Origin of the sequence: Paenibacillus sp. YIM B09110, from assembly GCF_037167145.1 — a bacterium.
In the GTDB taxonomy this organism is placed as follows: Bacteria; Bacillota; Bacilli; order Paenibacillales; family Paenibacillaceae; genus Pristimantibacillus.
In genome coordinates this window covers 100132-122305 of sequence record NZ_JBANSP010000019.1, presented here as the reverse complement: position 1 = coordinate 122305, position 22174 = coordinate 100132, and the positions used below count along the sequence as shown (strand labels likewise).

The 22174-nt window shown below is 52.9% G+C and carries 15 protein-coding genes; 13 read left to right on the top strand and 2 right to left on the bottom strand.

The window, feature by feature from the left end; genetic code table 11:
• Positions 1–279 precede the first annotated feature (279 nt).
• A complete protein-coding gene (locus V8F51_RS23470; protein WP_337102929.1) occupies positions 280–879 on the top strand; it encodes a carbohydrate-binding family 9-like protein in 600 nt (199 codons plus the stop codon).
• A 283-nt stretch (positions 880–1162) separates the two neighbouring features.
• Here the strand turns inward: V8F51_RS23470 and helD are convergent, their stop codons facing one another.
• A complete protein-coding gene (helD, locus tag V8F51_RS23465; RefSeq protein WP_337102928.1) occupies positions 1163–3562 on the bottom strand; it encodes an RNA polymerase recycling motor HelD in 2400 nt (799 codons plus the stop codon).
• Positions 3563–3794: 232 nt separating this feature from the next.
• On the opposite strand from helD, the gene V8F51_RS23460 reads away from it, so the two are divergent.
• The 4 genes from V8F51_RS23460 to V8F51_RS23445 all read left to right on the top strand — a co-directional run bounded on the left by V8F51_RS23460 (position 3795) and on the right by V8F51_RS23445 (position 11360).
• Positions 3795–6335, top strand: a complete 2541-nt coding sequence (locus V8F51_RS23460; protein WP_337102927.1) for a GH39 family glycosyl hydrolase — start codon at positions 3795–3797, stop codon at positions 6333–6335.
• A 176-nt stretch (positions 6336–6511) separates the two neighbouring features.
• Positions 6512–7825: an MFS transporter gene (locus V8F51_RS23455; RefSeq protein WP_337102926.1), complete on the top strand. Its 1314-nt coding sequence runs from the start codon at positions 6512–6514 to the stop codon at positions 7823–7825.
• A 36-nt stretch (positions 7826–7861) separates the two neighbouring features.
• The gene (locus V8F51_RS23450; RefSeq protein ID WP_337102925.1) at positions 7862–10147 is read left to right on the top strand and encodes a glycoside hydrolase family 3 protein; all 2286 of its coding nucleotides are present in this window, start codon (positions 7862–7864) and stop codon (positions 10145–10147) included.
• A 457-nt stretch (positions 10148–10604) separates the two neighbouring features.
• Positions 10605–11360 (top strand): tryptophan-rich sensory protein, encoded by a 756-nt coding sequence (locus tag V8F51_RS23445; RefSeq protein WP_337102924.1) that lies wholly within the window; start codon positions 10605–10607, stop codon positions 11358–11360.
• A gap of 171 nt (positions 11361–11531) precedes the next feature.
• On the opposite strand, the gene V8F51_RS23440 is transcribed toward V8F51_RS23445, so the two are convergent.
• Positions 11532–12389, bottom strand: a complete 858-nt coding sequence (locus tag V8F51_RS23440) for a helix-turn-helix transcriptional regulator (RefSeq protein WP_337102923.1) — start codon at positions 12387–12389, stop codon at positions 11532–11534.
• Positions 12390–12653: 264 nt separating this feature from the next.
• Here V8F51_RS23440 and V8F51_RS23435 point away from each other — a divergent pair, with 264 nt between their 5' ends.
• From V8F51_RS23435 to V8F51_RS23400, 8 genes are all read left to right on the top strand, one after another.
• Complete coding sequence (locus V8F51_RS23435; protein ID WP_337102922.1) at positions 12654–13793, top strand: LLM class flavin-dependent oxidoreductase; 1140 nt, start codon at positions 12654–12656, stop codon at positions 13791–13793.
• Positions 13794–13811: 18 nt separating this feature from the next.
• Complete coding sequence (locus tag V8F51_RS23430; protein WP_337102921.1) at positions 13812–15122, top strand: ABC transporter substrate-binding protein; 1311 nt, start codon at positions 13812–13814, stop codon at positions 15120–15122.
• 4 nt (positions 15123–15126) lie between these two features.
• The gene (locus tag V8F51_RS23425; RefSeq protein ID WP_337102920.1) at positions 15127–15999 is read left to right on the top strand and encodes a carbohydrate ABC transporter permease; all 873 of its coding nucleotides are present in this window, start codon (positions 15127–15129) and stop codon (positions 15997–15999) included.
• A gap of 21 nt (positions 16000–16020) precedes the next feature.
• Positions 16021–16836, top strand: a complete 816-nt coding sequence (locus V8F51_RS23420; protein WP_337102919.1) for a carbohydrate ABC transporter permease — start codon at positions 16021–16023, stop codon at positions 16834–16836.
• Between the two features lie 170 nt (positions 16837–17006).
• Entirely contained in the window at positions 17007–18116 is a 1110-nt protein-coding gene (locus V8F51_RS23415; protein ID WP_337102918.1) for a glycosyltransferase, read from the top strand.
• Positions 18116–18745 carry a glycerol-3-phosphate acyltransferase gene (locus V8F51_RS23410; RefSeq protein WP_337102917.1) on the top strand — a complete coding sequence of 210 codons (630 nt, stop codon included), beginning with the start codon at positions 18116–18118 and terminating at the stop codon, positions 18743–18745. Before V8F51_RS23415 ends, V8F51_RS23410 begins: the two co-directional genes overlap by 1 nt.
• A 510-nt stretch (positions 18746–19255) precedes the next feature.
• The gene (gene hflX, locus V8F51_RS23405; RefSeq protein WP_337102916.1) at positions 19256–20545 is read left to right on the top strand and encodes a GTPase HflX; all 1290 of its coding nucleotides are present in this window, start codon (positions 19256–19258) and stop codon (positions 20543–20545) included.
• Positions 20546–20716: 171 nt separating this feature from the next.
• Positions 20717–22024 (top strand): ArsR family transcriptional regulator, encoded by a 1308-nt coding sequence (locus tag V8F51_RS23400; RefSeq protein WP_337102915.1) that lies wholly within the window; start codon positions 20717–20719, stop codon positions 22022–22024.
• Positions 22025–22174: the final 150 nt, after the last annotated feature.

The following is a 22174-nucleotide window of genomic DNA, read 5'->3' as shown; positions in this document are numbered from 1 at the left end:
TACAAAAAAACAAACGGCAAAGGAGGTTCCCCATGCCGTTTCGGATTACATTCATATTCCTGATCTTGTCTTAGAGGTTATCTTAATGACATTGGCCGCTGGGCTCGTCTTTTTGTTGTTCAAGTTTGTATAGCGAAACACTACACTTTTTTGACCTGACCGCGTATTTCTCCGTTCGTATTCTGACACTATGAAATAAGCGAATTTTTACGAAAAAGGCAACCTGAACGATGGTATAATTAGGCATAATATGACGATACCGCCGAAGGGAGCAGGACGATGCGATATAACTGCAAGAAGGTAGAGGGAACGATTGAATCGGTGCAATGGACCGAGCTGGAGGCCGTTTCCCTTGTGCAAGTGGTGGATGGGGAACAAGCGAGACTGCGCACGACGGTTAAGGCGTGCTGGTCGCAGGAAGCGATCATGGTTCGTTTCGATTGCGAGGACGACCATGTTGTATCGACGATGACGGAGAGGGATGCGCCTCTGTATCAAGAGGATGTTGTAGAAATCTTTCTCGATGATACCACCCAAGGCCTGCTGTACAGGGAATTTGTCGTCAGTCCTAACAACGTCGTGTATGACGCGATGATCGGCAATGACGGTGATGGGAATATCGATGTCAACAAGCAGTGGGATGCGGACGGATTGCGTACAACCGTTGTATCTGGGGATGATGGAGCTTGGGCATGCGAGCTGTATATCCCGTTGTCGAACTTCGACTATTTGCCGGCCGTTGGCGCGGAATGGCGCTGTAACATGTACCGGATCGACGATGATAAGCAAGGCAACCGCCACTTCTGGGCATGGTCGCCGACAGGCGCGATCCACTTCCACTTATCAAAGCATTTCGGTACGTTTGTATTTGTGGAGTAGAATATAGGATAGCCGTACGATAAAACCACAGTGAATGGTATTTTTGCATATAGATCTCAGACTGATTTGAATGGATTTCATCCAACCAAATGAGCTAAACAGCCCGAAGTAAGCGGTTTGAATGGATTTCGTATTTGGCTGGACGATTTCCACTCTAATGGACAATGATAATAGCTAGCTTGTTGGAAGAATGCTCTATAATCAGCTAGTCCAGTAAACCGGACAACAAAAAAGGCTCTTGGAGCGCGAATCGCGGTCCAAGGGCCTTTCTTGCTCATGCCTGTTATATCAAGCCTGGATTGGCGGCGGTCGCAGCCTCTTCCCGTACCTCGACTCGGACGTAAGTGTCGTCCGGCTGCGAAGCGGCGAATGGCGTCAGCTCGCCGATGGCGTAGATGTGGAGCAGGTGCATCGCGCGCGTGCATGCCGTATAGAACAGCTTGCGTTCGCTCTCGCGGGAGTACTGCTTCTTAGAGCCGTTATAAATAAGGACGGCGTCGAATTCCACGCCCTTCGCCAAGTAAGCGGGAATAATATGGACGCCTTTCTCGAAGTTCGGCGTTGTTTTCTTAATGAGCCTTGGCGCAACAGGCAGCAAATCTTTAAGCACCTTAAAGGCTGCCTCGCTTTCCTTCGCCGTCTTGCATATGATCGCGACGGATTCGTACCCTTGGTCGATCAGCTTATGAACATCGGCAGCCAGTGCCTCGTGCAGAACCGAGCGTTCCTTCACGAGCGTGACGGCAGGTTTCTCGCCGCTGCGGTTGAATGGCACAATATGTTCGCCGCCCGGCACCATGCCGCGCGTGAACTGAACAATCTCCTGCGTCGAGCGATAGCTGCGAGTGAGCGAGATCAGCTCCGTCTGCTCAGGTCCGTACAGCGCATAAAGCGGTCCTGCATCCTGCAAGGCGGAGGAGTGGGCGTAGATTGCTTGATTGAAGTCGCCCAGCGCCGTCATCTTCGCCCGCGGGAATAACCGCCGCAGGAAGGCGAGCTGGAACGGCGAGTAATCTTGCGCTTCATCGATGAATACGTACCGGATACCGTTGTTCGAGTGGAAGCCGAGCATCAGCTCGCGCAAGTACAAGTACGGCGTGGAATCCTCATAAGCCAGCTCGCCCTCTTTAATGCGATTAATCGTTTGGCTGCTTAATTCATGCCAGCGAGGCGGCAATGACACATCGCCAACTAAGCGACTCGCAAGCGAATTATTGCGGAACAGCTCACAGTAGAGGCTGGTCGTATCGACGAAGCGAAGCGCCTTAACCCACTTGCGAAGCGGCTTCAGCTTGCTGCTGACGACCATGCGGGCCATTATGTCCCTCTCGCTCATCGCATTATCCGATGATGATGGATCCTCGTCGCCGCCCGTCAGGGCCAGATACCGTTCATAAGCCTGCTGATACTGATCCTGATCGAGCAATTCGATTTGTTCCTCGACCCATAACTCTCCATATTGCTCCTTGCCATGCTTGGCAACAGCCTTGAGCACCCAGTCACGCAGAAGAGCTAGACGATTCGCCAGCGTGATCGATGCGTCGTAGCTATAGAACTTCCCTTTCAATTGACTCGCGGTAATGACCGCTTTGCCGCGGAACGGAATGGATTTGAAGATCATTCCTTCCTGCAGCAGCAATTCCTTATAGGAAGTAATTAATTGCATGAATTGATCGGAAGACTTGAATTGAATGCCTTCCATGCGGGCATCGTAGCCAGGCTCGGATGCCGACGAGAGCACGTATTCGAGCTGCTCGAACGGATCCTCCAGTTTGAACTCGTGGCCGAGCCGACGCTCCAAGTATTCCTGGAATGTTGCCTGTACCATGTTCTCCTCGCCGAGCTCCGGCAATACGGTGGACACATAACTGTTGAACATCGGGTTCGGCGAAAATAAAACGACTTGATCGGCGCTGATCTGTCCACGATATTTGTAGAGCAAATAAGCAACGCGCTGAAGGGCAGCCGACGTCTTGCCGCTGCCCGCGGCTCCTTGAACGATGAGAAGCTGACTGCGGTCATCGCGAATAATGCGGTTCTGCTCCTTCTGAATCGTCCCGACGATGCTCTTCATCTGCGCATCAGAGCTGCGGCTTAGAACGGCTTGCAGCAATTCATCGCCGATCGTTATGCCTGTATCGAACATGAACCGGATTTTTCCGTCGCGAATGCCGAATTGCCTCTTGAGCGAAAGCTCGCCTTCGATCTCGCTGTTTAAGCTGCGATAGGAAGCAGGACCGGGTGTGCTGTCATAATATAGATTCGAGATTGGCGCACGCCAATCGTAGATGAGAAATTCGTTGTCGTCCTTATCAAGCAGGGACGCAATGCCCAAGTAGATACGCTCCGGCTCGCTTCCATGCTCGGCGAAGTCGATTCGGCCGAAGTACGGCGACTGCAGCAGCTTGCGAAGCTTCTTAATTTCTACCGCCGTATTTTTGTGCCGATGCTCCCTCTCGAACAATACCTCGGATTGCTGCCGCATGCTGATGGACGTTTCCCCAAGGTCAACCTCTTCCATAAAGTTCATCGTGACCTCATCCCAGAACTCGCGCCGCATTTCGACGACGTCTTTGCGCACGAAGCCGACTTCCTCCTCGATTTTGGCGATTCGCTCTTCGATGATGGATGTAATCTCGTCGACTCTCTGCTGCTCGCTAGCCCAGTCTTGCTCTTTGCTCAATGAAGCCACGCTCCTAACCTTGCTTTTAATGATAATTAATGATGTATGAATGACATTTTTATATCAGGATATGCTCATTATTTGCTGAATGGCCGTATACCGCCGTTCAACGAGTCTATCTTATTGTTTCCACAAAATCAACCAAAGCGCGAGACCCACTATTACATGCCGCGCGGAAATAAGTGTATACTGCCATTATAACGAGCATTCGGGATAAAAGGAGCGGTTTGGGGTGCGCAACGCGATGTACGAGCTGGTGGAGACGGACGACAGCCTGCCGTTTGACGTGTCCTTGCACAGCGTTAATTTCGTGCCTGGCCATTGGCATACGAGTATTGAGATTATTTTCGTGCTTCGGGGCACGCTCGAGGTGACGGTGGGTAACGAGAAGAGGACGCTTGGCGAAGGCGACGTGCTTCTTATTAATCAATGCCATGTGCATGAGGTCATCGGTTTCGATACGAATATTATCGCTACTTTTCTCATACCGGTCAGTTACGTGAAGGAGAAGCTCAATCGGTCGGAGGATATTGCGTTCGACTGCTATTCGGGTACGGCCGGCAAGGAACGGCGCGGCGCTTTGGATCGTATTCGCCGTTGTCTAGCGGAGATGGTACAGCTAAAGCATAAGAAGGGCGAGGTATACGAGCTCGATATGCAAATTCGGATGCTGGAAGTATTCTCGATCCTGCTCAAGCAATTCGGACTGCCGGGCGGAATCAACACAGGTGCGGTGAACGAGAAGTACATGGAGCGTATGCTTCGCATCATTTCATATATAGATGATCATTATCGTGAATCGATTACGCTGCAAGCGCTAGCTGAGCGGGAGTTTTTGTCCGTACCGTATTTGTCCAAGTTTTTCGGCGACCATATCGGGCTGGGCTTTCAATCCTATCTGTCAAATGTCCGACTGAAGCATGCGGTAGTCGATTTGCTGGGCAGGGATGAGGCTTCTATCGCCGATATGGCGCTGGATCACGGCTTCCCGAATGCGAAGTCCTTCTACGCGGCGTTCAAGAACAAATACGGCATGACCCCGAACGAATATCGCAAGCAGCACCGTCCAGATACGGGTGATCGCAAGGAGAAAACGTCGTCCAACTATTTGACGTTCAGCCAATCCAGCGCGCTCGGTATTATCCAGCATTATTTGCAGCGTAGTCCGGCGCAGGAGGCGGAGGACGTAATAGCTCTTGAAGCGGAGTATCATAGGATCGACGCGCTTGCGCCTGTAACCCCGATTCGTCACACATGGCGCAATCTGATGACGATCGGCAAGGCGAAGGAGGGGCTTCATTCGGGCGTTCAGCAACAGCTTCGGGAACTACAGCGCAAGTGTCCGTTCCGGTATTTGCGGTTTCACGGGATTTTCGACGATGCGATGATGGTGTATGCCGAAGATGAAACGGGGATCGCGCAATTCAATTTTCGATTGATCGACGAGCTGTTCGACTTCTTGCTCTCTATCGGCTTGAAGCCGTTCGTCGAGCTTGGCTTTATGCCCTCCGCGATGGCGGCTAATCCGAACGAGACCATCTTTTATGTAAAAAGCTGCGTAAGCCCTCCGCGCTCGGTAGCGCTATGGTGCGAGCTGATCGACCGATTCATCCGCCATTGCATGAACCGCTACGGGGCGGAAGAGGTGGAGAGCTGGAAGTTCGAGTTCTGGAACGAGCCGGAATTCGATGCCTTCTGGCCGGGAACGATGGAGCAATACCGCGAGCTGTACGAGGGAACGTACAGGACGCTGAAGGCCCTATCGCCGAGACTGGACATCGGAGCGCCGGGCAGAATTATTACGCTCGATTCAGGCGTTTTTATTATCGATGAATTTTTTGCTTTTTGCCGGGAGCGGAATTGCATGCCCGATTTTATTCCGCTTCACTTCTACCCGCATGACGATCTGGGCAATGTCCTGCAAGCGGAGAAGATCGATGCTTTCAATAAGCTGGAGCCTTACCGTAAGCTACTGAAAGAGTTCGTAGGCATATCGGCGAATCCGAATTTTTTGAAGGACAGTCTTATTGAAGAGCAGAAGCTGCTGGCTAAGCACGGCTTGGCGGATGCCGACATTTACTTAACGGAGTGGAACTCGACCGCTTACCACCGCGAGCTGACCAACGACACGACCTATAAGGCGGCCTACATCGTCAAAAACATCGTCGATAATCTCGATCGTATCGAGGGATTCGGCTACTGGCTGCTGAGCGACAATATCGAGGAAATGGCGGCGCCGCCGCAGCTGTTCCATGGCGGACTCGGGTTGGTCGCCCAATACGGCATACCGAAGCCCGGAATGCTGGCATATGAGCTCCTTGCCAAGCTGGGGGACAGGCTCATCGCTAGGGGCGAACGATTTATGGTCACGGCGGGAAGAGGAGGTTATCAGTTGTTGACCTTCAATTATTGTCACTTCGACGATCTGTACGCGATGGGCGATATTTCATTCATTGATTATTTGAATCGGTACAGCGGCTTTAGAGACAACAAGACGGTGAAGCTCGAGATCGAATGGAAGGGCTTGCCCGCCGGCAAATATAAGCAGGTAACGCGTTCGATCAGCCGCAAACGCGGAAGCAGCTTCGATCGTTGGGTGGAGATGGGTGCTCCGGATCCAATCAGCGTAGAGGATGCCGAGGACTTGATCGCCAGCGCGCGGCCGCATAAGCTCCATCGTTATGTAGAGGTCGAGGAGGGGCAAGGCTACTCCTGCGTATCCATTCTGGAGCCGCATGGCGTCGAGCTTATCGAGCTTATGCCAGTCTGGTAAGGTAAGCCGCTATGTCGATATTTAAGGTCGTAAGGCTAGCCATAGTGAAGCGCTTTCACAAAACACATTAAATAAAGACGCAAAAGTCTGCAAGCCGCCGCCTCTCCCGAGGGTGGCGGTTTCTTTTATAATCATATTTGTAAGCGTTATCAAATTTCATTCGGGAGGTAGCAAATATGGCTGGAGCAATCGTGAGCAAGCACAATAAAACGTCGTTCGGCAGACTGACGTTCGGCATTATGTTCGGATACGGCTGCATGATGATGGCATTAATGACGCCTGCGCTTCTATTGTTGACTTTCAAAATGATCGAGATCGATCCGGACGGATACACGTCCTCTTACGGGCTCGTTGCCGGTATCGGCGCATTTTTCGCCCTCATTGGCAATCCGGTCGGCGGTGCGCTCAGCGATCGTACGAACATCTCGTTCGGACGTCGTCGCACATGGATATTAATCGGACCGGTTATTGGATGCGCCGCGCTGTTGTTTGTCGGATTGGCGACAGAAGTATGGCAGATCGCGATCGGCTGGGCCGTCGCGCAGCTGTTCTTCAACTTCGGAATGGCGGCATACACCGCGCTCGTTCCCGATCAAGTGGCGCAGGAGAAACAAGGCACGGTATCTGGCTTGATCGGACTCGTGCTGCCGATCGCGATGTCGATCGGCATGGTGCTGATGATCGTTATGACCGACGTATCCTCGGACGTGAAGTGGATTCTGATGTCGGTTATCGGCATCGTCGGTCCGGTTATTAGTTTATTCATCATAAAAGACGGCAAGGTCGAGACGGCTCAAGAGAAGAAGGCGCATATGCCGCTTGGGGAGAAACTGAGCAAAGTGTACCCGAGCCCGCGCCAATTCCCGGAATTCACATGGGCGATCGTATCCAAGTTTCTGCTAATGATGGGCTATTGCAGCAGCTTGTACTTAACGGTCATGCTCGTTAACCGTATGGGCTTCACGGAAAGCGAAGCGACGGCGAGCGTAGGTACGATCAACATCATTTCGATGATCGCGATGGCGATTACGAGCGTATTCGGAGGCATGCTGTCGGATAAATTCCGCAAGCAAAAGCCGTTCTTGTACGGCTCTGCTTTCATTATGGTCATTGGCATTCTCGTATTCGCTTTCGTTCCGAATTATATGGCTTATATTATTGCATCGGCTGTTATCGGTCTTGGCGCCGGCTGCTTCACGGCAGTAGACATGGCGCTCGTCTCGCGAATTCTTCCGCGCAAGGAAGATGCGGCTAAGGATTTCGGCCTCATGAACGTGGCGAACGCACTGCCGCAATCTATCGTTCCAGCGATTGCACCGCTTCTGCTCGCCGTCGGCGGCTGGTCCTTCTTCTATATTGCCCTCGCGATTTGCGTCGTAATCGGCATAGCGGCAGTGAAGCCGCTGCCGGAAATCGGGCAGTCTTTCGGTCAAGATCGCAAGGTTGGAGCAGGCGAGCCGGTTGCACCTATTCAGACCAAAATCGTATAAACAATAAAATCGCAACAGGATATGGAGGATATTAAAATGACGAATCATACAGAAAAAGTCGCATCGAACAGCCAAACCGAAATTCGCTACATGAACAATAAAGGAGGGCCGACGCTCGGTTACTCAGCCGCATCGGGCGTTCCGATTATAGAGCAGGACGGGTTGTCGTTCAAAAACTTGAGCAAGGACGGCGCCTTGAAGCCATACGAGGATTGGCGTCTGACGCCTGAAGAGCGGGCGAAGGATCTGGCTTCCCGCCTGTCGGTCGAAGAGATCGCCGGACTTATGCTGTACAGCCGGCACCAATCGATTCCGGCGGCAAGCGGCGGCTGGTTCTCCAGCACGTACGACGGCAAGCCGTTCGAGGAAAGCGGCGCGCAGTCATATGACCTGACCGATGAGCAAAAAGCGTTTCTCGCGAACGATCATCTTCGCCATGTGCTCGTTACCGTCGTGGAAAGCCCGGATACGGCAGCACGCTGGAACAACCTCGTGCAAGCGTTCGCCGAAGGAACAGGGTTCGGCATACCGGCCAACAACAGCTCCGATCCGCGCCACGGTTCGGATTCCAGCTCCGAGTTCAATGCGGGCGCCGGCGGCAGCCGCGTATCGAAGTGGCCGGAGACGCTCGGACTGGCTGCATCGTTCGATCCCGAAGTTACGCGCAAGTTCGGCGAAGTCGCTTCGAAGGAATATCGCGCATTAGGCATGACGACGGCTCTGTCGCCGCAGATCGATATCGCGACCGATCCGCGCTGGTTCCGCTTCAGCGGCACGTTCGGCGAGGATTCGGCCTTGTCGGCCGATATGGCAAGAGCTTACGTGGACGGCTTCCAGACGTCGGAAGGCGACCGCGAGCTGGGCAATGGCTGGGGCTATGACAGCGTCAACGCGATGGTGAAGCATTGGCCCGGAGGCGGTTCGGGCGAAGGCGGCCGGGATGCGCATTTTGCCTGCGGGAAGTATGCGGTCTATCCGGGGGGCAATTTCGAAGAGCATTTGATTCCGTTTACGGAGGGCGCCTTCAAGCTGGACGGGAAGACGGAGCAAGCGTCCGCGGTGATGCCGTATTACACCGTTTCGTACGATCAGGATAAGGCGAACGGCGAGAACGTCGGCAATTCATATAGCTCTTACTTGATTACGGATCTGCTGCGCGAGAAATACGGTTATGATGGCGTCGTCTGCACGGACTGGTTGATCACCGGAGACGAATGGGGCGGCAAAGCGTCGTTCCTGACGGGCAAGCCATGGGGCGTGGAAGGATTATCGATTGCCGAACGCCATTATAAGCTCATCATGGCGGGCGTCGACCAATTCGGCGGCAACAACGAGGTAGGCCCGGTACTGGAGGCGTACGCAATGGGCGCCGAGGAGCACGGAGAGGCGTTCATGCGGAGCCGCTTCGAGAAGTCTGCCGTACGGCTGCTGCTGAATATGTTCCGCCTTGGCTTATTCGAGAATCCTTATTTGCTTCCAGAGGAAAGCGTTGCTCAGGTAGGAAACGAGGCATTCCTGCAGGCCGGTTTTGAAGCGCAGCTGAAGTCGGTCGTCATGCTGAAGAACCAAGAGCATACGCTTCCGCTTCCTGCTAGAAGCAAAGTGTATGTACCGAAGCGATTCACGCCGGCAGGCACGGACTGGTTCGGCAATCCAACGCCGGAGAAGCTGGGGCATGCGGTCAATATGGATGTGGTCGGACGTTACTTCGAGGTAACGGACAATCCGGACGAGGCGGACTACGGACTCGTGTTCATCCATAATCCGAAGCCGGGCTTCGGCTACAGCGAGGAGGACGCGGCAAGCGGCGGCAACGGATATGTGCCGATCAGCCTGCAATACAGGCCGTATACGGCCGAGCATGCCCGCGAGCATAGCATCGCCGGCGATCCGCGCGAAGGCGATGTGCTGGACCGTGCGTATAAGGGCAAATCGGTGACGACGCACAATGAGAGCGACCTCGATACGGTGCTGGAGACGAAGGAAATGATGAAAGGCAAACCGGTTATCGTATCCATGCTGTTGTCCAACCCGGCGATCGTAGCGGAATTCGAATCAGAGGTAGAAGCGATCGTCGTGAACTTCGGCTTGGAGGAGCAAGCATTGATGGATGTGCTTTCCGGCGCTTTCGAGCCGTCGGGCTTGCTGCCGATGCAAATGCCGGCCGACATGAAGACCGTCGAGGAGCAGCTTGAAGACGTCGCCCATGATATGGACTGCCATGTCGATTCCGAAGGCCATGCATACGACTTTGCGTTCGGGCTCAACTGGAGCGGCGTTATCAACGATACCCGTACGGCCCAATACCGCAAAACCTTCTAAGTTAAGCACCTCCTGCATCTCTCAAACTAACGGTACCGTTGCAGAAACTGCAACGGAACGGGCGTGTGGAGTCATTGGTGAACGAGTTGATTGCAGTTAGTGCAACAGATTCGGGTAAAAGGCGTTATCTATACAGCAATAGAGGCAGTTCCATTGCAGAAACTGCAACGGAGCTGTACGAATGAGTGGGAAATAGACTATTCCGTTGCAGATCTGCAACGGAATAGATGCAAGGAGTCGCTAGTGAACCACGGCAAACCAATCCCCCCGCAAAGCGTTGCATAAGCGCTTTACGGGGGGATTGTCATTTTTACTGTCGTTGATTGTTAATGGCATACGTTGGCGGCGGTTGTCCCCATGCTGCCCACTCGATCAAACCTATTCTTAGCCGTATGAATAAATAACGGACAAGACGGGTATGTATCAATCATAACGATTTACCGAGGGGGTTGATGTCATGAGAGTCTTAAACGCTTTGGGGCTTATCTTGGTTCTGGTCATGAACGTACTGGCGGATAAACTGCCGCTGGGCGGCAAAACGACGGGAGAGCTTTCCGCGCAGTACCCCGTTCTTATTATGCCTGCCGGTTACGCATTCGGCATATGGCTTGTCATTTATGCGCTGCTGATCGCTTTTGTCGTCTATTCTTTTACTAATAGGGGAAGGGAAAGCAAATCTGTTCAGGCGGTAGGCATCTATTTCGTCCTTAGCTGTATATTCAACGTTGGCTGGCTGCTGGCTTGGCATTATGAATATGTGAACAGCAGCGTATTCATCATGCTCGCGCTCTTGTTATCGCTTATCGCCATTTATTTGAGAATCAACTCGTCTATTGTGCGGACGGCTGCAACAACCTCCGATCGCTGGCTGGTGAGGCTGCCCTTCAGTCTCTACTTAGGCTGGATCTGCGTGGCGACCATCGTCAATGTTGCATGCGCGCTGTACGCGGCCGAATGGCAAGGATTCGGCTTATCCGAGGAGACGTGGGCAATCATCATGTTGTCCGTCGCTTTCCTATTAGCTCTATGGATAGGTGTAACTAAACGCGATCCGGTCTTCATGCTCGTCTTCGTCTGGGCGTTCGTCGCCATCTTCGTCAAGCAACAGCAGGCACATTCCGCTGTCGCCGTCACAGCTATCCTTTTTGCCGGCATAATCGCCGTGTGCTTGGCAGCGATTGCTTTGAGGAGCAGTAAAGTTGTGAATCGATAAGCAAAGGGAATGATGTGTAGATTGCTTTACCTAATGATTGCCGAAGGTCGGTTCCTTTCGATTCGCATCGAGAGTATCGGTCTTTTTTGCGTACCTATTCAAAATTATTCACCCTATAAAAAATTAATGATAAAGGGATAGAATGGCTCAACTTACTCTTCCGGGCTGCGCTTACCCTTTGCGATAAATTGCCGGGGCCATACCCATCTGCTTCTTGAATGCTTTGGAGAACGAGAACAAGTCGGGATAGCCGACGGAAAGCGCAATTTCGGACAGCTTATAGTCGGTCTGCTTCATCAGCAGCACCGCCTCGTTCATTCGCAGCTGCTGTACATATTTCATTGGCGATTGGCCGAAAGCGCGATGAAACGACTTGGACAAGTGAGTACGCTCAATGCCGATGTAATCGGCTACGCTCTCGATCGAGATACCGTCAGCATAGTGTATCTCAATGTAATCCTTCGCTTGCTGCAGCCAGGTGCCTGAGGATGCCGCATGAGTTTTCGGACCGCTCGATGGAACGGTTAACACATCGAAGATACGTTGGAATACTGATAGCCTAGCGAGATCGGAGTGCGGCCGTTCTTTATTCGTGACGAGCTCGAAGAAGCTCTCCATGGCTTGGAGGGCTTCGCTTGTAAGTCCACCCTGCATATGCGGGCTATATGGCGTTAGCCCGATTCGCTCCAGCAGTTGAAGCGCATGTTTGCCGTCGAAGGCGAAGAACGCCTTGCGCAGCAGCGCCTGCTCGGAGGTGTAATATTCATGCGTCACCTGCGGGAACAAGCAATAAATATCGTTCGGACGCAGCGCATACGTCTGGCCGCCTTGGTGGAAGGTTCCTTCCCCATCGATAACGGCAATTAAATAATAGTAAGGCGATATCCGGGGGCCGATATGATAGTTCGGTTTGGCCATATTCGCGCCGAGTCGGATTGGCCAAGCCGCGCCTGCCTTCTCGAAGGTTGATGGCGTAAAATAATGAATTTCCAACAGCTCGTGGTTATCCTCTCTCATCTGCTCGAACATGGCTACCGCTCCTTTTGCACCTGCATTTAAAATCAATGAAACCACAAAATGACAAACGATTCAACATACAAATTGACATTGACCCGCATCAGCTTGATTGATATTATTCAGGTAACAAATTAATCCGATAAGGTTTGTTGGTTATCTTCCGGACAACTGGCGGTTCAACGATAATCGCATCGAAAGCGTTTGTGGTTGCAATCTATTTCATATGAGATACCATTCTTTACTTCACGATAACGAAGCGTAAAGGGGACAACAGCAATGAGCAATCAGACAGGGGCACAAGTAGAATTCGGGTGGTTTATTCCAACGAACGGAGATGGACGATACATCGGCGTTAAGCCGGAGAGAGAGCCGTCGCAGCAATATTTCGTAGAGGTCGCGCAGGCTGCCGAGGAAGCGGGTTATGAGTTCGCGTTAATACCGGCCGGCGGCGAATGTTGGGATGGATGGATCGTTGGATCATGGGTCGCCTCCGCAACGAAGAAGCTGAAGCCGCTGATCGCGATGAGACCGGGACTGATTACGCCGGTGCTGGCTGCGCGGATGGCCTCCACGCTGGATCGGATGTCGGGAGGAAGAGCGCTCATTAATGTCGTGACCGGCCATTACCCGGCTGATCTGAAGGCAACGGGGGATCCGCTTCATGGAAGCCATGATGAGCGGTATGAACGTACGAAGGAGTTTCTTGAAGTCGTTAAGGGCGTATGGCAGCAGCCGGAATCCGGAGCGGAAGACTTCAATTACGCCGGCCAATATTACGAAGTGGAAGGCGGCGTAAGCAAGCCGGTGCCGCTCCAGCAGCCGCATCCTCCGCTTTACTTCGGAGGCAGCTCGGAAGCGGGCAAGCGCGTAGCCGCCGAGACGGCCGATGTGTACTTGATGTGGACCGAGCCGCTTGATTGGATCGAAGGCCAAATTGCCGAGATGGAGACTTACCTGGCTGAGCTGAGGGAGAAGAAGGGCATCGACCGCAAGCTGCGCTACGGCATCAGGGCGCAGGTAGTCGTACGGGAGACGGAAGAAGAAGCTTGGGCAGCCGCTTGGAACATTCTTAGCAAAGCCGATCCCGAGCAGTTGAAATCGAAGGAAAAGCTGCACTCGAAGACGGATGCGCTGAATCAAAAACGTCAGATGGACCTGTTCAGCGGCTCTAAGGAACAGAATTACGTCATTGGACCGAATCTGTGGTCGGGCTTGTCCGCTATTCGCGGGGGCGGCGCCGTCACATTCGTTGGTACGCCGGAGCAAGTATCCGATCGCTTGATCGAATTCGTCGAGGCTGGCGTAACGTCGTTTATTTTGTCGGGTTACCCGCATTTGGAAGAAGCCCGTATATCGGGCGAGCTATTGTTGCCTCTTGTGAAGCAGAAGCTGGCCGCTAGAGGCATCCATACTTAATTTATCGGAGGAATGGATATGAGACAAATACAGATTAAGAAACCGCAATTGGCATTGCTCGCGCTTATGCTCGTACTAAGCACGGTGCTTGCGGCTTGCGGCTCTAATAATACGAATACAGGCAATAAGCCGGGTGAAACCGCGGCTGCTCCTGGAGGCGAAGCCGAAGGCGGCAAGCCGGTCACAATCAGCTTCATTCACTGGCGCGGAGAGGATGCGGCGGTGCTCGACGGGATTATTAAGAAGTTCGAAGCCGAGCATGCGAACATCAAGGTAGAGACGCAAGTATTCCCGTCCGATCAATATCAATCGACGGCGCAAGCGAAGCTGCTTGACGGCTCGGTAGGCGATGTGTTCGCATCGTTCCCGGGCGCGCAATTCGAAGCGATCGCGAAGGCGGGGCTATTCACCGATTTGAGCGGTGCTCCGTTCGTAGCCAACTTTACGGATACTCTCATTAAAGCCGGACAGAAGGATGGCAAGCAGCTCGCGCTTCCTTATCAGCTCGTGTATAACATTCCTATTTATAACGTGAAGCTGTTCGAGAAATACGGCATCGAAGTGCCGAAGGATTGGGATGGCTTCCTTGCGGCAGCCGAGAAGCTGAAGCAAGAAGGCATCGTGCCGATTGCGTTCCCGGGCGCCGATATCGGACCAGGCCAGTTCATGAACCCGATGGTCATGAACAACGCGCCGGACGAGGCGATCTTCGAGAAGCTCGAAGCTGGCGAAGCGAAGCTGACCGACGAGTGGTGGGTGAAGACGCTGACTCAGTTCAAGGAGCTGAACGATAAAGGCTACTTCCAGAAGGACGCGCTCGGAACGAAGGGCGACGCTGCCGGCGCGCTGTTCGTACAAGAGAAAGCGGCTATTTTGGCAACGGGCTCTTACCAGCTTGTAGGCAATAAGAAAAACAATCCGGAGCTTCAACAAGGCCTGCTCGCACCGATTACGGTACCGGCTGACCAAGCCGTATTCGAAGGGATTCATACGACGACGTTCATGCTCGCGGTGAACAGCAAGTCGAAGCATCCGGAAGAGGCGAAGACATTCATCGAGTTCCTTAGCCGCCAAGACATTGCGGGCGAATATGCGAACGGCACGGGCCAGAATGTAACGATTAAGGACGTCCAATATACAAGCGATGAATTAAAAGCAGTCGCGGAGTGGACGTCGAAGAAAACGCGCTTCCAGCCGCGCTTCACGATCAAAAACGCGGAAGTTCAAAAAGCGGTTACGAGCTCGATTCAAGCGGTGCTTGGGGGAACGGATCCGGCGAAAGCTGCGGCGGATGCGCAAACGATCGTCGATCAGCAGATAGGCAAGTAAGGACATGAAGAAGAATCTGAAGCTGTTACCGTTCTTCTTGCCTGGCGTGGCGCTTTATTTGGCGCTCTTCCTCTATCCGACGGTAACGGGCTTCTATTATTCCTTGACCGATTGGGACGGCTTATCGCCGTCCTATCAGTTTGTCGGCGCGGATAATTATGCGAACGTAGCCAAGGATATTATTTTTCACAAGTCGATCGTGAACAATATCAAGTTCATGGCCGCCGTCGTCGTGCTGCAGACGGTCGTTTCGCTGCTGCTGGCGCTTCAGCTCTCGAAGCAGACGAAGGTGAATGTCGCACTGCGGTCGCTTTATTTTGTGCCAACGATATTGTCGTCGGTTTCTGTCGGATTTATTTGGACATTCGTCTACGATCCGTCGCTCGGTATGCTCAACAATGCGCTTGAGGCCGTCGGCCTGTCCTTGTGGACGCAGAACTGGCTCGGCGACGCAGGCATTGCGATTTTCTCGATCGCCGCGGTGCAAGCGTGGGCGCATATCGGACAGATGGTTATATTGTTCGTAGCCGGCTTGCAGGCAATTCCCGAGGAGCTTGTGGAATCGGCGAAGCTTGACGGGGCGACGAAGCTGCAGCTATTCTGGCGCGTCATCTGGCCGCTGCTTGCTCCGGCAGCGGCGATCGTCGTATCGTACACGACGATTCAATCGTTCAAGGCGTTTGATCTCGTCTTCACGATGACCGGCGGCGGCCCGGCGTATTCAACCGAAATATTGTCGACCTATATTTACAATTCGGCGTTCATGAACTATACGTTCGGCAAGGCGTCGACCGCTTCGGTTTATTTTCTCATTCTTATCTCGCTTATTACGTTTCTTCAGTTCCGCGCGCTGCGGACGGATCGTGTATCTTACTAGTAGGCAGGCAGGTGGTATGGTTTGGCGTTCAAATGGTTAGGAAGATTGCTGCTGCTCCTGTTCGCAGCCGCGATTATCGCTCCGCTGCTTATCGTATTGTTCACGTCGCTTAAGACGACGCCTCAGTTCTATGCAAGTCCGCTGGGACTGCCAAAGTCGCTGTCGTTCCATAATTACAAATCGTTGTTCGACGGACAGCCGATGTGGGGATACTTCCGCAACAGCTTCGCCGTTACGTTAAGTACCGTAGCGCTGGAGCTGATGCTTGCAGGTTTCATCGGATACGGCATTATGCGCTCGGGAAAAAGAGTCGGAGCTGTCGTATTCGGTTTGTTTGCTGTCGGTCTCATGGTGCCGTCGCAGGTCAATATGATCCCGATCTACTCTTTCGTTCATAAGCTGGGCTGGAGCAATTCGCTTACGGGGCTCGTTATCGTGTCGGTATCCGTATTGCTGCCGCTATCGGTGTTCATGCTGACGGGCTTCATGAAGACGCTGCCTAAGGAAATATTGGAGGCGGGCGAGATCGACGGAGCAGGGGAATGGACATTGCTGGCGCGTATCGCGCTCCCGCTTAGCGCTCCATATCTCGCGGCGACAGCTGCATTCCTATTCGTTATCGTATGGAATGATCTCCTGTTCCCGATGCTGCTGCTTAACGGCAAGGATAAGCTGACGCTTCCGCTTGCGATGCTCCAATTCCGCGGCGAGTATATTACCGATTATCCGGTGCTGCTGGCCGGAGTCGTGACCACAGCATTGCCGATGATCGTCTTGTTCGTGTTTTTGCAGCGTTACTTCATATCCGGGGCGCTTGCAGGCTCGCTTAAGGGATAACTTCATTCATACGATAAGGTCAACCGCCTCGGGACGGTTGGCCTTTATTTGCTGTTCAAGATAATCTTCATAGGCGCGGCATCGGCGCAATATAGTTAAACTAAAGACTTTCCAATGAGAATCCATCGTCGCCAGAAGGCTTGTCCATATCGATAGCAGGGGGTAGTGAGATGATATTGTGGATCATCGTTCTATTGCTGATGGCTTGCGCTGCCGGGTTTGTTTTGTTCCATAAAAATAAGGTTCCTATCCTTAAGCCTGCTGGCGCTGAAGATCTGGCGGCGAGTTCGGGCAAGCTGTCTATTATTATTCCCGCGAGGAATGAGGAAAAAAATTTACCGCATCTTCTAGGATCACTTATGGCCCAGACGCATAAGCCGTTCGAAATTATCGTCATCGACGATTGCTCCGAGGATCGGACGCGAGCGATCGCGGAGAGTTATGGGGTAACAGTCATTGCCGGCTCTCCGCCCCCGCCCGGATGGACAGGCAAGAACTGGGCTGTGTGGAACGGTTACATGCAGGCGACGGGCGATTTGCTCGCTTTCCTTGATGCCGATGTCCGTCTCGCCCCTCATGCGCTGCAATCACTGATTGCCGCAAGGGAGGATACGAGGGGGGCAATCTCTGTTGTGCCCTATCACGAGGCGGAGCGATTTTATGAGCGATTGGCGCTCATTCCGAATCTGCTTGGACTATATGCCTTCACCTCGCCGATGGAGCGGGCAAACAAGCTCAAAGGGCTGTACGGGTCTTGTATCCTGACGACACGGACAGATTATGAGCGGGCCAAAGGGCATGAGGGCATTAAGGCTGAACTGCTGGACGATCTCAATCTAGGCGCCAAGTTCATTGAGGCTGGCGTTCCGGTAACGAACTATATCGGTTACGGCATTGTATCCTTTCGTATGTACCCGGGCGGTATTCGCAGCGAGATTGAAGGCTTCAGCAAAGGAGCGGTAATGAGCACGAGCAAGCTTAGCGGCTTCACGACGCTGCTCGTCGCGATATGGCTCATTGGACTGATCGCCGCAGAGGCCGCGCCTTTCGCGATCGGGACGGCATGGGCGTGGCCGCTATTCATCGGCTACTTGCTCTACACGGCGCAAATCTATTATTTCATCCATTACACGGGCCGATTCGGCTGGTGGCTGCCTGCCATTCATATGCTGAGCACCGTATTTTTCCTCTATATCATGCTTTATTCGGTGTATCAGGTCGTGTTCTTCGGACGGGTAGCGTGGAAGGGGCGGCGCATTGAGGTAGGAGGTCGGAAGTAGTGGCGGTGACGATCACCTTGTGGACGCTGCTGTCGTTTCTTTCCGGCTCTCTTATGTTCTCCTACTGGCTCGGTCTTATGGCGAAGCATAACTTGCGATCGCACGGAGACGGCAACCCGGGTGCGCTTAATTTATGGCGAACAGCCGGCTACGGGTATGGGCTGACCGGCATCGCGCTTGATTTTGCCAAAGGGTATGTCCCCCTCTTGTGGATTGTCCACACGGATGCTATATCTGGCTACCCACTCATCCTTCCTTCTGCGGCGGCGCTGCTCGGCCATGTATTCTCTCCCTTCCTGAGAGGCAAAGGGGGCAAAGCCATTGCGACAACGTTCGGCGTATGGAGCGCGCTAACAGCGTTCAAGGCAGCTCTTGCTTATGCCGTTATTCTGGCGATATTGCTGGCAGTGACGAGGCTGCTGTTAAAAGGCAAACGGATAACGTCCCGGATCGACGCGCTTCAGGTTGTCCTGGGTATGCTGCTCCTTACCGTATATATAGCTGTCAGCGGCAGCTATTCCCGTGCGATCCTGCTATTCGGAATATTTAATTTGCTCCTGCTTATGTTCACCCATAGACTGGAATTGCGTCAGCTCTTAGCATCGGAGCAAACGGACCAGCATCATTGAAGCAGAAATTCAATCTAGCAAGTAAACAGCCGTTTGCTTTCTGTTGTTGTCCTATGTTAGAATGGCTTTACTTTAATTGGGAACGGAGGGTTACGTGTGATAGACTTTATCCGAGTTAGAAGTTCGCGCGGCTAATTGAATAGCGCCAATACTCTGCCTGTGTGCAGAGAACTCGGGATAGGTCTGCTCATTAAAGGTAACCCATAGCAAATATGATTGGCTGGAGAGTAATGGAATGATCGGATAGCTCTCTGCCGCCTTTAACCAAATGATGCTTTCGTAAAGCGCATGGAAGGTACTCGTGATAGTGACGGGTCTCTTTTCTAGCGCTGACCGGAATGACCTCGCTGACTTGTGCGATGGCAAGCAGGCTTCGGCTCGCTCCATTCCAGGCAGTATCTACTCCGTGATTCTCTATTTCGTCAAAGCGAACACACAGGCCGCAGCGTCCGTGTGTTTTTTTGTCGCCACATTGATCAAATCAAGGATATTTGAAGGAGGAACTACGATATGGAACAACTGAACAACAAAGCCGTTATCGTCGGCGTTAACTTACAGGATCGGCCTGATTTTATTTACTCTATGGAGGAGCTTCGCAATCTCGCGGAGGCGTGCAACATTGAGGTCGCGGGGGAGCTGACCCAGAATCTGGCCAAAATCAACAGCTCGCACTACATCGGCAGCGGCAAAATCGATGAGTTATCAGCGCTCGTCGCAGGCGTCGATGCATCTACCGTCATCTTTAACGACGAGCTGTCCCCGTCGCAAATTCGCAATTTGGAGAGTTCGCTGGAGAAGAAGGTCATCGATCGTACGATCCTTATCCTCGACATCTTCGCGGAACGGGCTAAGACGCGCGAGGCGCAGCTGCAGGTTGAGGTGGCGCAGCTGCAATATATGCTGCCTAGGCTCGTAGGCTTGCGCGAATCGCTTGGCCGCCAAGGCGGAGGCGGCGGCTCCGGCATGAAAAACAAAGGAACGGGCGAGACGAAGCTGGAGCTTGATCGCCGCCGTATCGAGGACAGAATCCACGCGCTTCAGTCCGAGCTTGAGAAGCTGGTCGCGCAGCGCCAGGTGCAGCGCAAGCAGCGGCAAAAGACGGGTATTCCCGTCGTCTGTCTCGTCGGTTATACGAATGCGGGCAAGTCGAGCCTGATGAACGCGCTGCTGGATGCTTTCATGCCGGAATCGAATAAGCAGGTATTCGCCAAAGACATGCTGTTCGCCACGCTGGAGACCTCGGTTCGCAACATCGAGCTGCCGGACAATAAGTCGTTTCTGCTTACCGATACAGTCGGCTTCGTTAGCCAGCTGCCGCATTATTTGGTAAAAGCGTTCCGTTCAACGCTCGAGGAAGTAGCTGAAGCGGATCTTCTCATTCAGGTCGTCGATTACTCGAATGAGGAGTACGAGCGGCTTATCGATGTGACTAACTCGACATTGAAGGAGCTTGGCGCCGACCATATTCCGATGATCTTCGCCTACAACAAAACGGATATGACGAGCGAGCCGTATCCGCAAGTGAATGGCGATAAGGTGTATATGTCGGTCAAGGAAGGCGCGGGACTGGATGAGTTAGTTACGCTCACGAAGAAGCGGATCTTCCAGGACTACGTGAAGTGCGATGTCATTATCCCGTTCGCGGAAGGACGTGTCGTGGCTTATTTCAATACGAATGCGAACATTCAAGAAACGAGCTATGAACCGAACGGTACGCGTCTCGTTATGGAATGCAGACAAGCGGATTACGATAAATTCAAGGATGTTTTCGTGGAGCCGCTGGAAGTCGAAGTCGAATAGAGCCGGACAGCCGGAAATTAAGTTAAAGAGAGTGCCTCCGGGCGCTCTCTTTGTCGTTGAGGCCTTTTATCGCGCGAAAATGGTCAATTAGGTTGATCTTTATTAGGGTCGTGCTACAGTGGTAACATAGAGGGAATATGAGGAACGACCCCGAATGAGGAGGGTGCCCGGTTGAAAATCAAGCTCGGTTACGTAGGCGTTGAAGATACGATGGGATTTGTCACCGATATTATAAGGCAAAGCGCCGAATTCGAATGTTACCCCTTCACGCATGAGCGGTTCGAGGACATTGGGCCGATCGTGTCGGCTCATGCGCACAAAGTCGATATGTGGCTGTTCTCGGGACCGCTTCCTTATCAAGCGGCTAGGGAGCAGGCGTCTCATATCCAGCAGCCGATGTTCTATATCTCCTATAGCGGAACGGGGTTGTACCGTACGTTATGCCAGCTGTTCTATCGGCAGCGAATCGATATATCCAGGCTTAGCTTCGATATGTACAGCGCAGAGGAACTGGCTAAGGTCGCGGAAGAGCTGGAGCTTGGCGGCAGCGTTCTGAACGGAAAGCCGTTCGAGGGCTCGTACCAAGCGCTGATCGACTTCCACCTGGATATGTGGCGGCAAGGGAGAATCGATTACGCGGTTACCTGCGTCTGGTACGTGCAGGACAAGCTGAAGGAGCTTGGCGTGCCGGTGCTGCGGGTAATTCCGACGGAATCGTCCGTACAGGCGGCGCTGACCGAAGCTTGGCGGACATGGGAAACGTTGCGCTACAAGGATACCCAGATTGCTGTTCAGTTCATTGAGACCGACCCGTATGCGGGCATTACGAAGGATTCGTACGTGTCGGATGAGCTGTTCCGCATGGAGCTTGCGGTAAGCGAGGCGCTGCTCGATTATTCCAGGCGGGTGCAGGGCTCGCTGAAGACGATATCTCCAGGGAGATATGCAATCTTCACGACGCGCGGCATTTTGAAAAATATAACGGAGCATTTCACGCAAATGCCGGACTGTCCCGAGCTTAGCGGCTTGGGCGCAGAGCTGACCTGCGGCATCGGCATTGGCCGCACGGCCTACGAGGCGGAGATGATGGCAGGCAACGCGCTCATGCAGACGAGGCAATACGGTAAAGGAGCTTGGATGGTCGTCTTCAACGACAAGACGGTGTCCGGTCCTTTGGGACGCGCTGAGCGTATTTCTTACTCCTATTCGGCCGAAGGTCTGCAAAATGTTAGCGATGATACGGGATTAAGCTCGTTAACGTTAGGCAAGATCGAAGCGATCCTGCGTAAATTGCAGACGGACGTCATCCATTCCAACGAGCTGGCTCAGCAAATGGGTATTATGCCGCGAAGCGCTCGGCGTATACTTATTCAACTAGAGTCGAGCGGGTATGCTTCCGTAATCGGCGAGGAAACGACCAGCACCCGCGGCAGGCCGCTAAAAATGTACAAAGTGGCACTGCGGCAGGTAAACCAATAGGCTGATACAAAAAAGCTATAAAGTTAACAAGGTTTCAATCTTACACAGTGAAGCACACCGAATCAGGCGTTTATGCGCTTTAGGTGTGTTTTTTTGTGTGAAAAGGCGGCAAGGAGCAAAAAGTTTGTCAGGTTAGTTGACATGAAGGTG

What these genes read in the sequence shown, in the direction of transcription:
- V8F51_RS23470 (WP_337102929.1), top strand. Translation starts at nt 280, where the DNA reads ATGCGATATAACTGCAAGAAGGTAGAGGGAACGATTGAATCGGTGCAA.
- V8F51_RS23450 (WP_337102925.1), top strand. Translation starts at nt 7,862, where the DNA reads ATGACGAATCATACAGAAAAAGTCGCATCGAACAGCCAAACCGAAATT.
- V8F51_RS23430 (WP_337102921.1), top strand. Translation starts at nt 13,812, where the DNA reads ATGAGACAAATACAGATTAAGAAACCGCAATTGGCATTGCTCGCGCTT.
- V8F51_RS23455 (WP_337102926.1), top strand. Translation starts at nt 6,512, where the DNA reads ATGGCTGGAGCAATCGTGAGCAAGCACAATAAAACGTCGTTCGGCAGA.
- V8F51_RS23435 (WP_337102922.1), top strand. Translation starts at nt 12,654, where the DNA reads ATGAGCAATCAGACAGGGGCACAAGTAGAATTCGGGTGGTTTATTCCA.
- V8F51_RS23440 (WP_337102923.1), bottom strand. Translation starts at nt 12,389, where the DNA reads ATGTTCGAGCAGATGAGAGAGGATAACCACGAGCTGTTGGAAATTCAT.
- V8F51_RS23425 (WP_337102920.1), top strand. Translation starts at nt 15,127, where the DNA reads ATGAAGAAGAATCTGAAGCTGTTACCGTTCTTCTTGCCTGGCGTGGCG.
- hflX (WP_337102916.1), top strand. Translation starts at nt 19,256, where the DNA reads ATGGAACAACTGAACAACAAAGCCGTTATCGTCGGCGTTAACTTACAG.
- V8F51_RS23415 (WP_337102918.1), top strand. Translation starts at nt 17,007, where the DNA reads ATGATATTGTGGATCATCGTTCTATTGCTGATGGCTTGCGCTGCCGGG.
- V8F51_RS23445 (WP_337102924.1), top strand. Translation starts at nt 10,605, where the DNA reads ATGAGAGTCTTAAACGCTTTGGGGCTTATCTTGGTTCTGGTCATGAAC.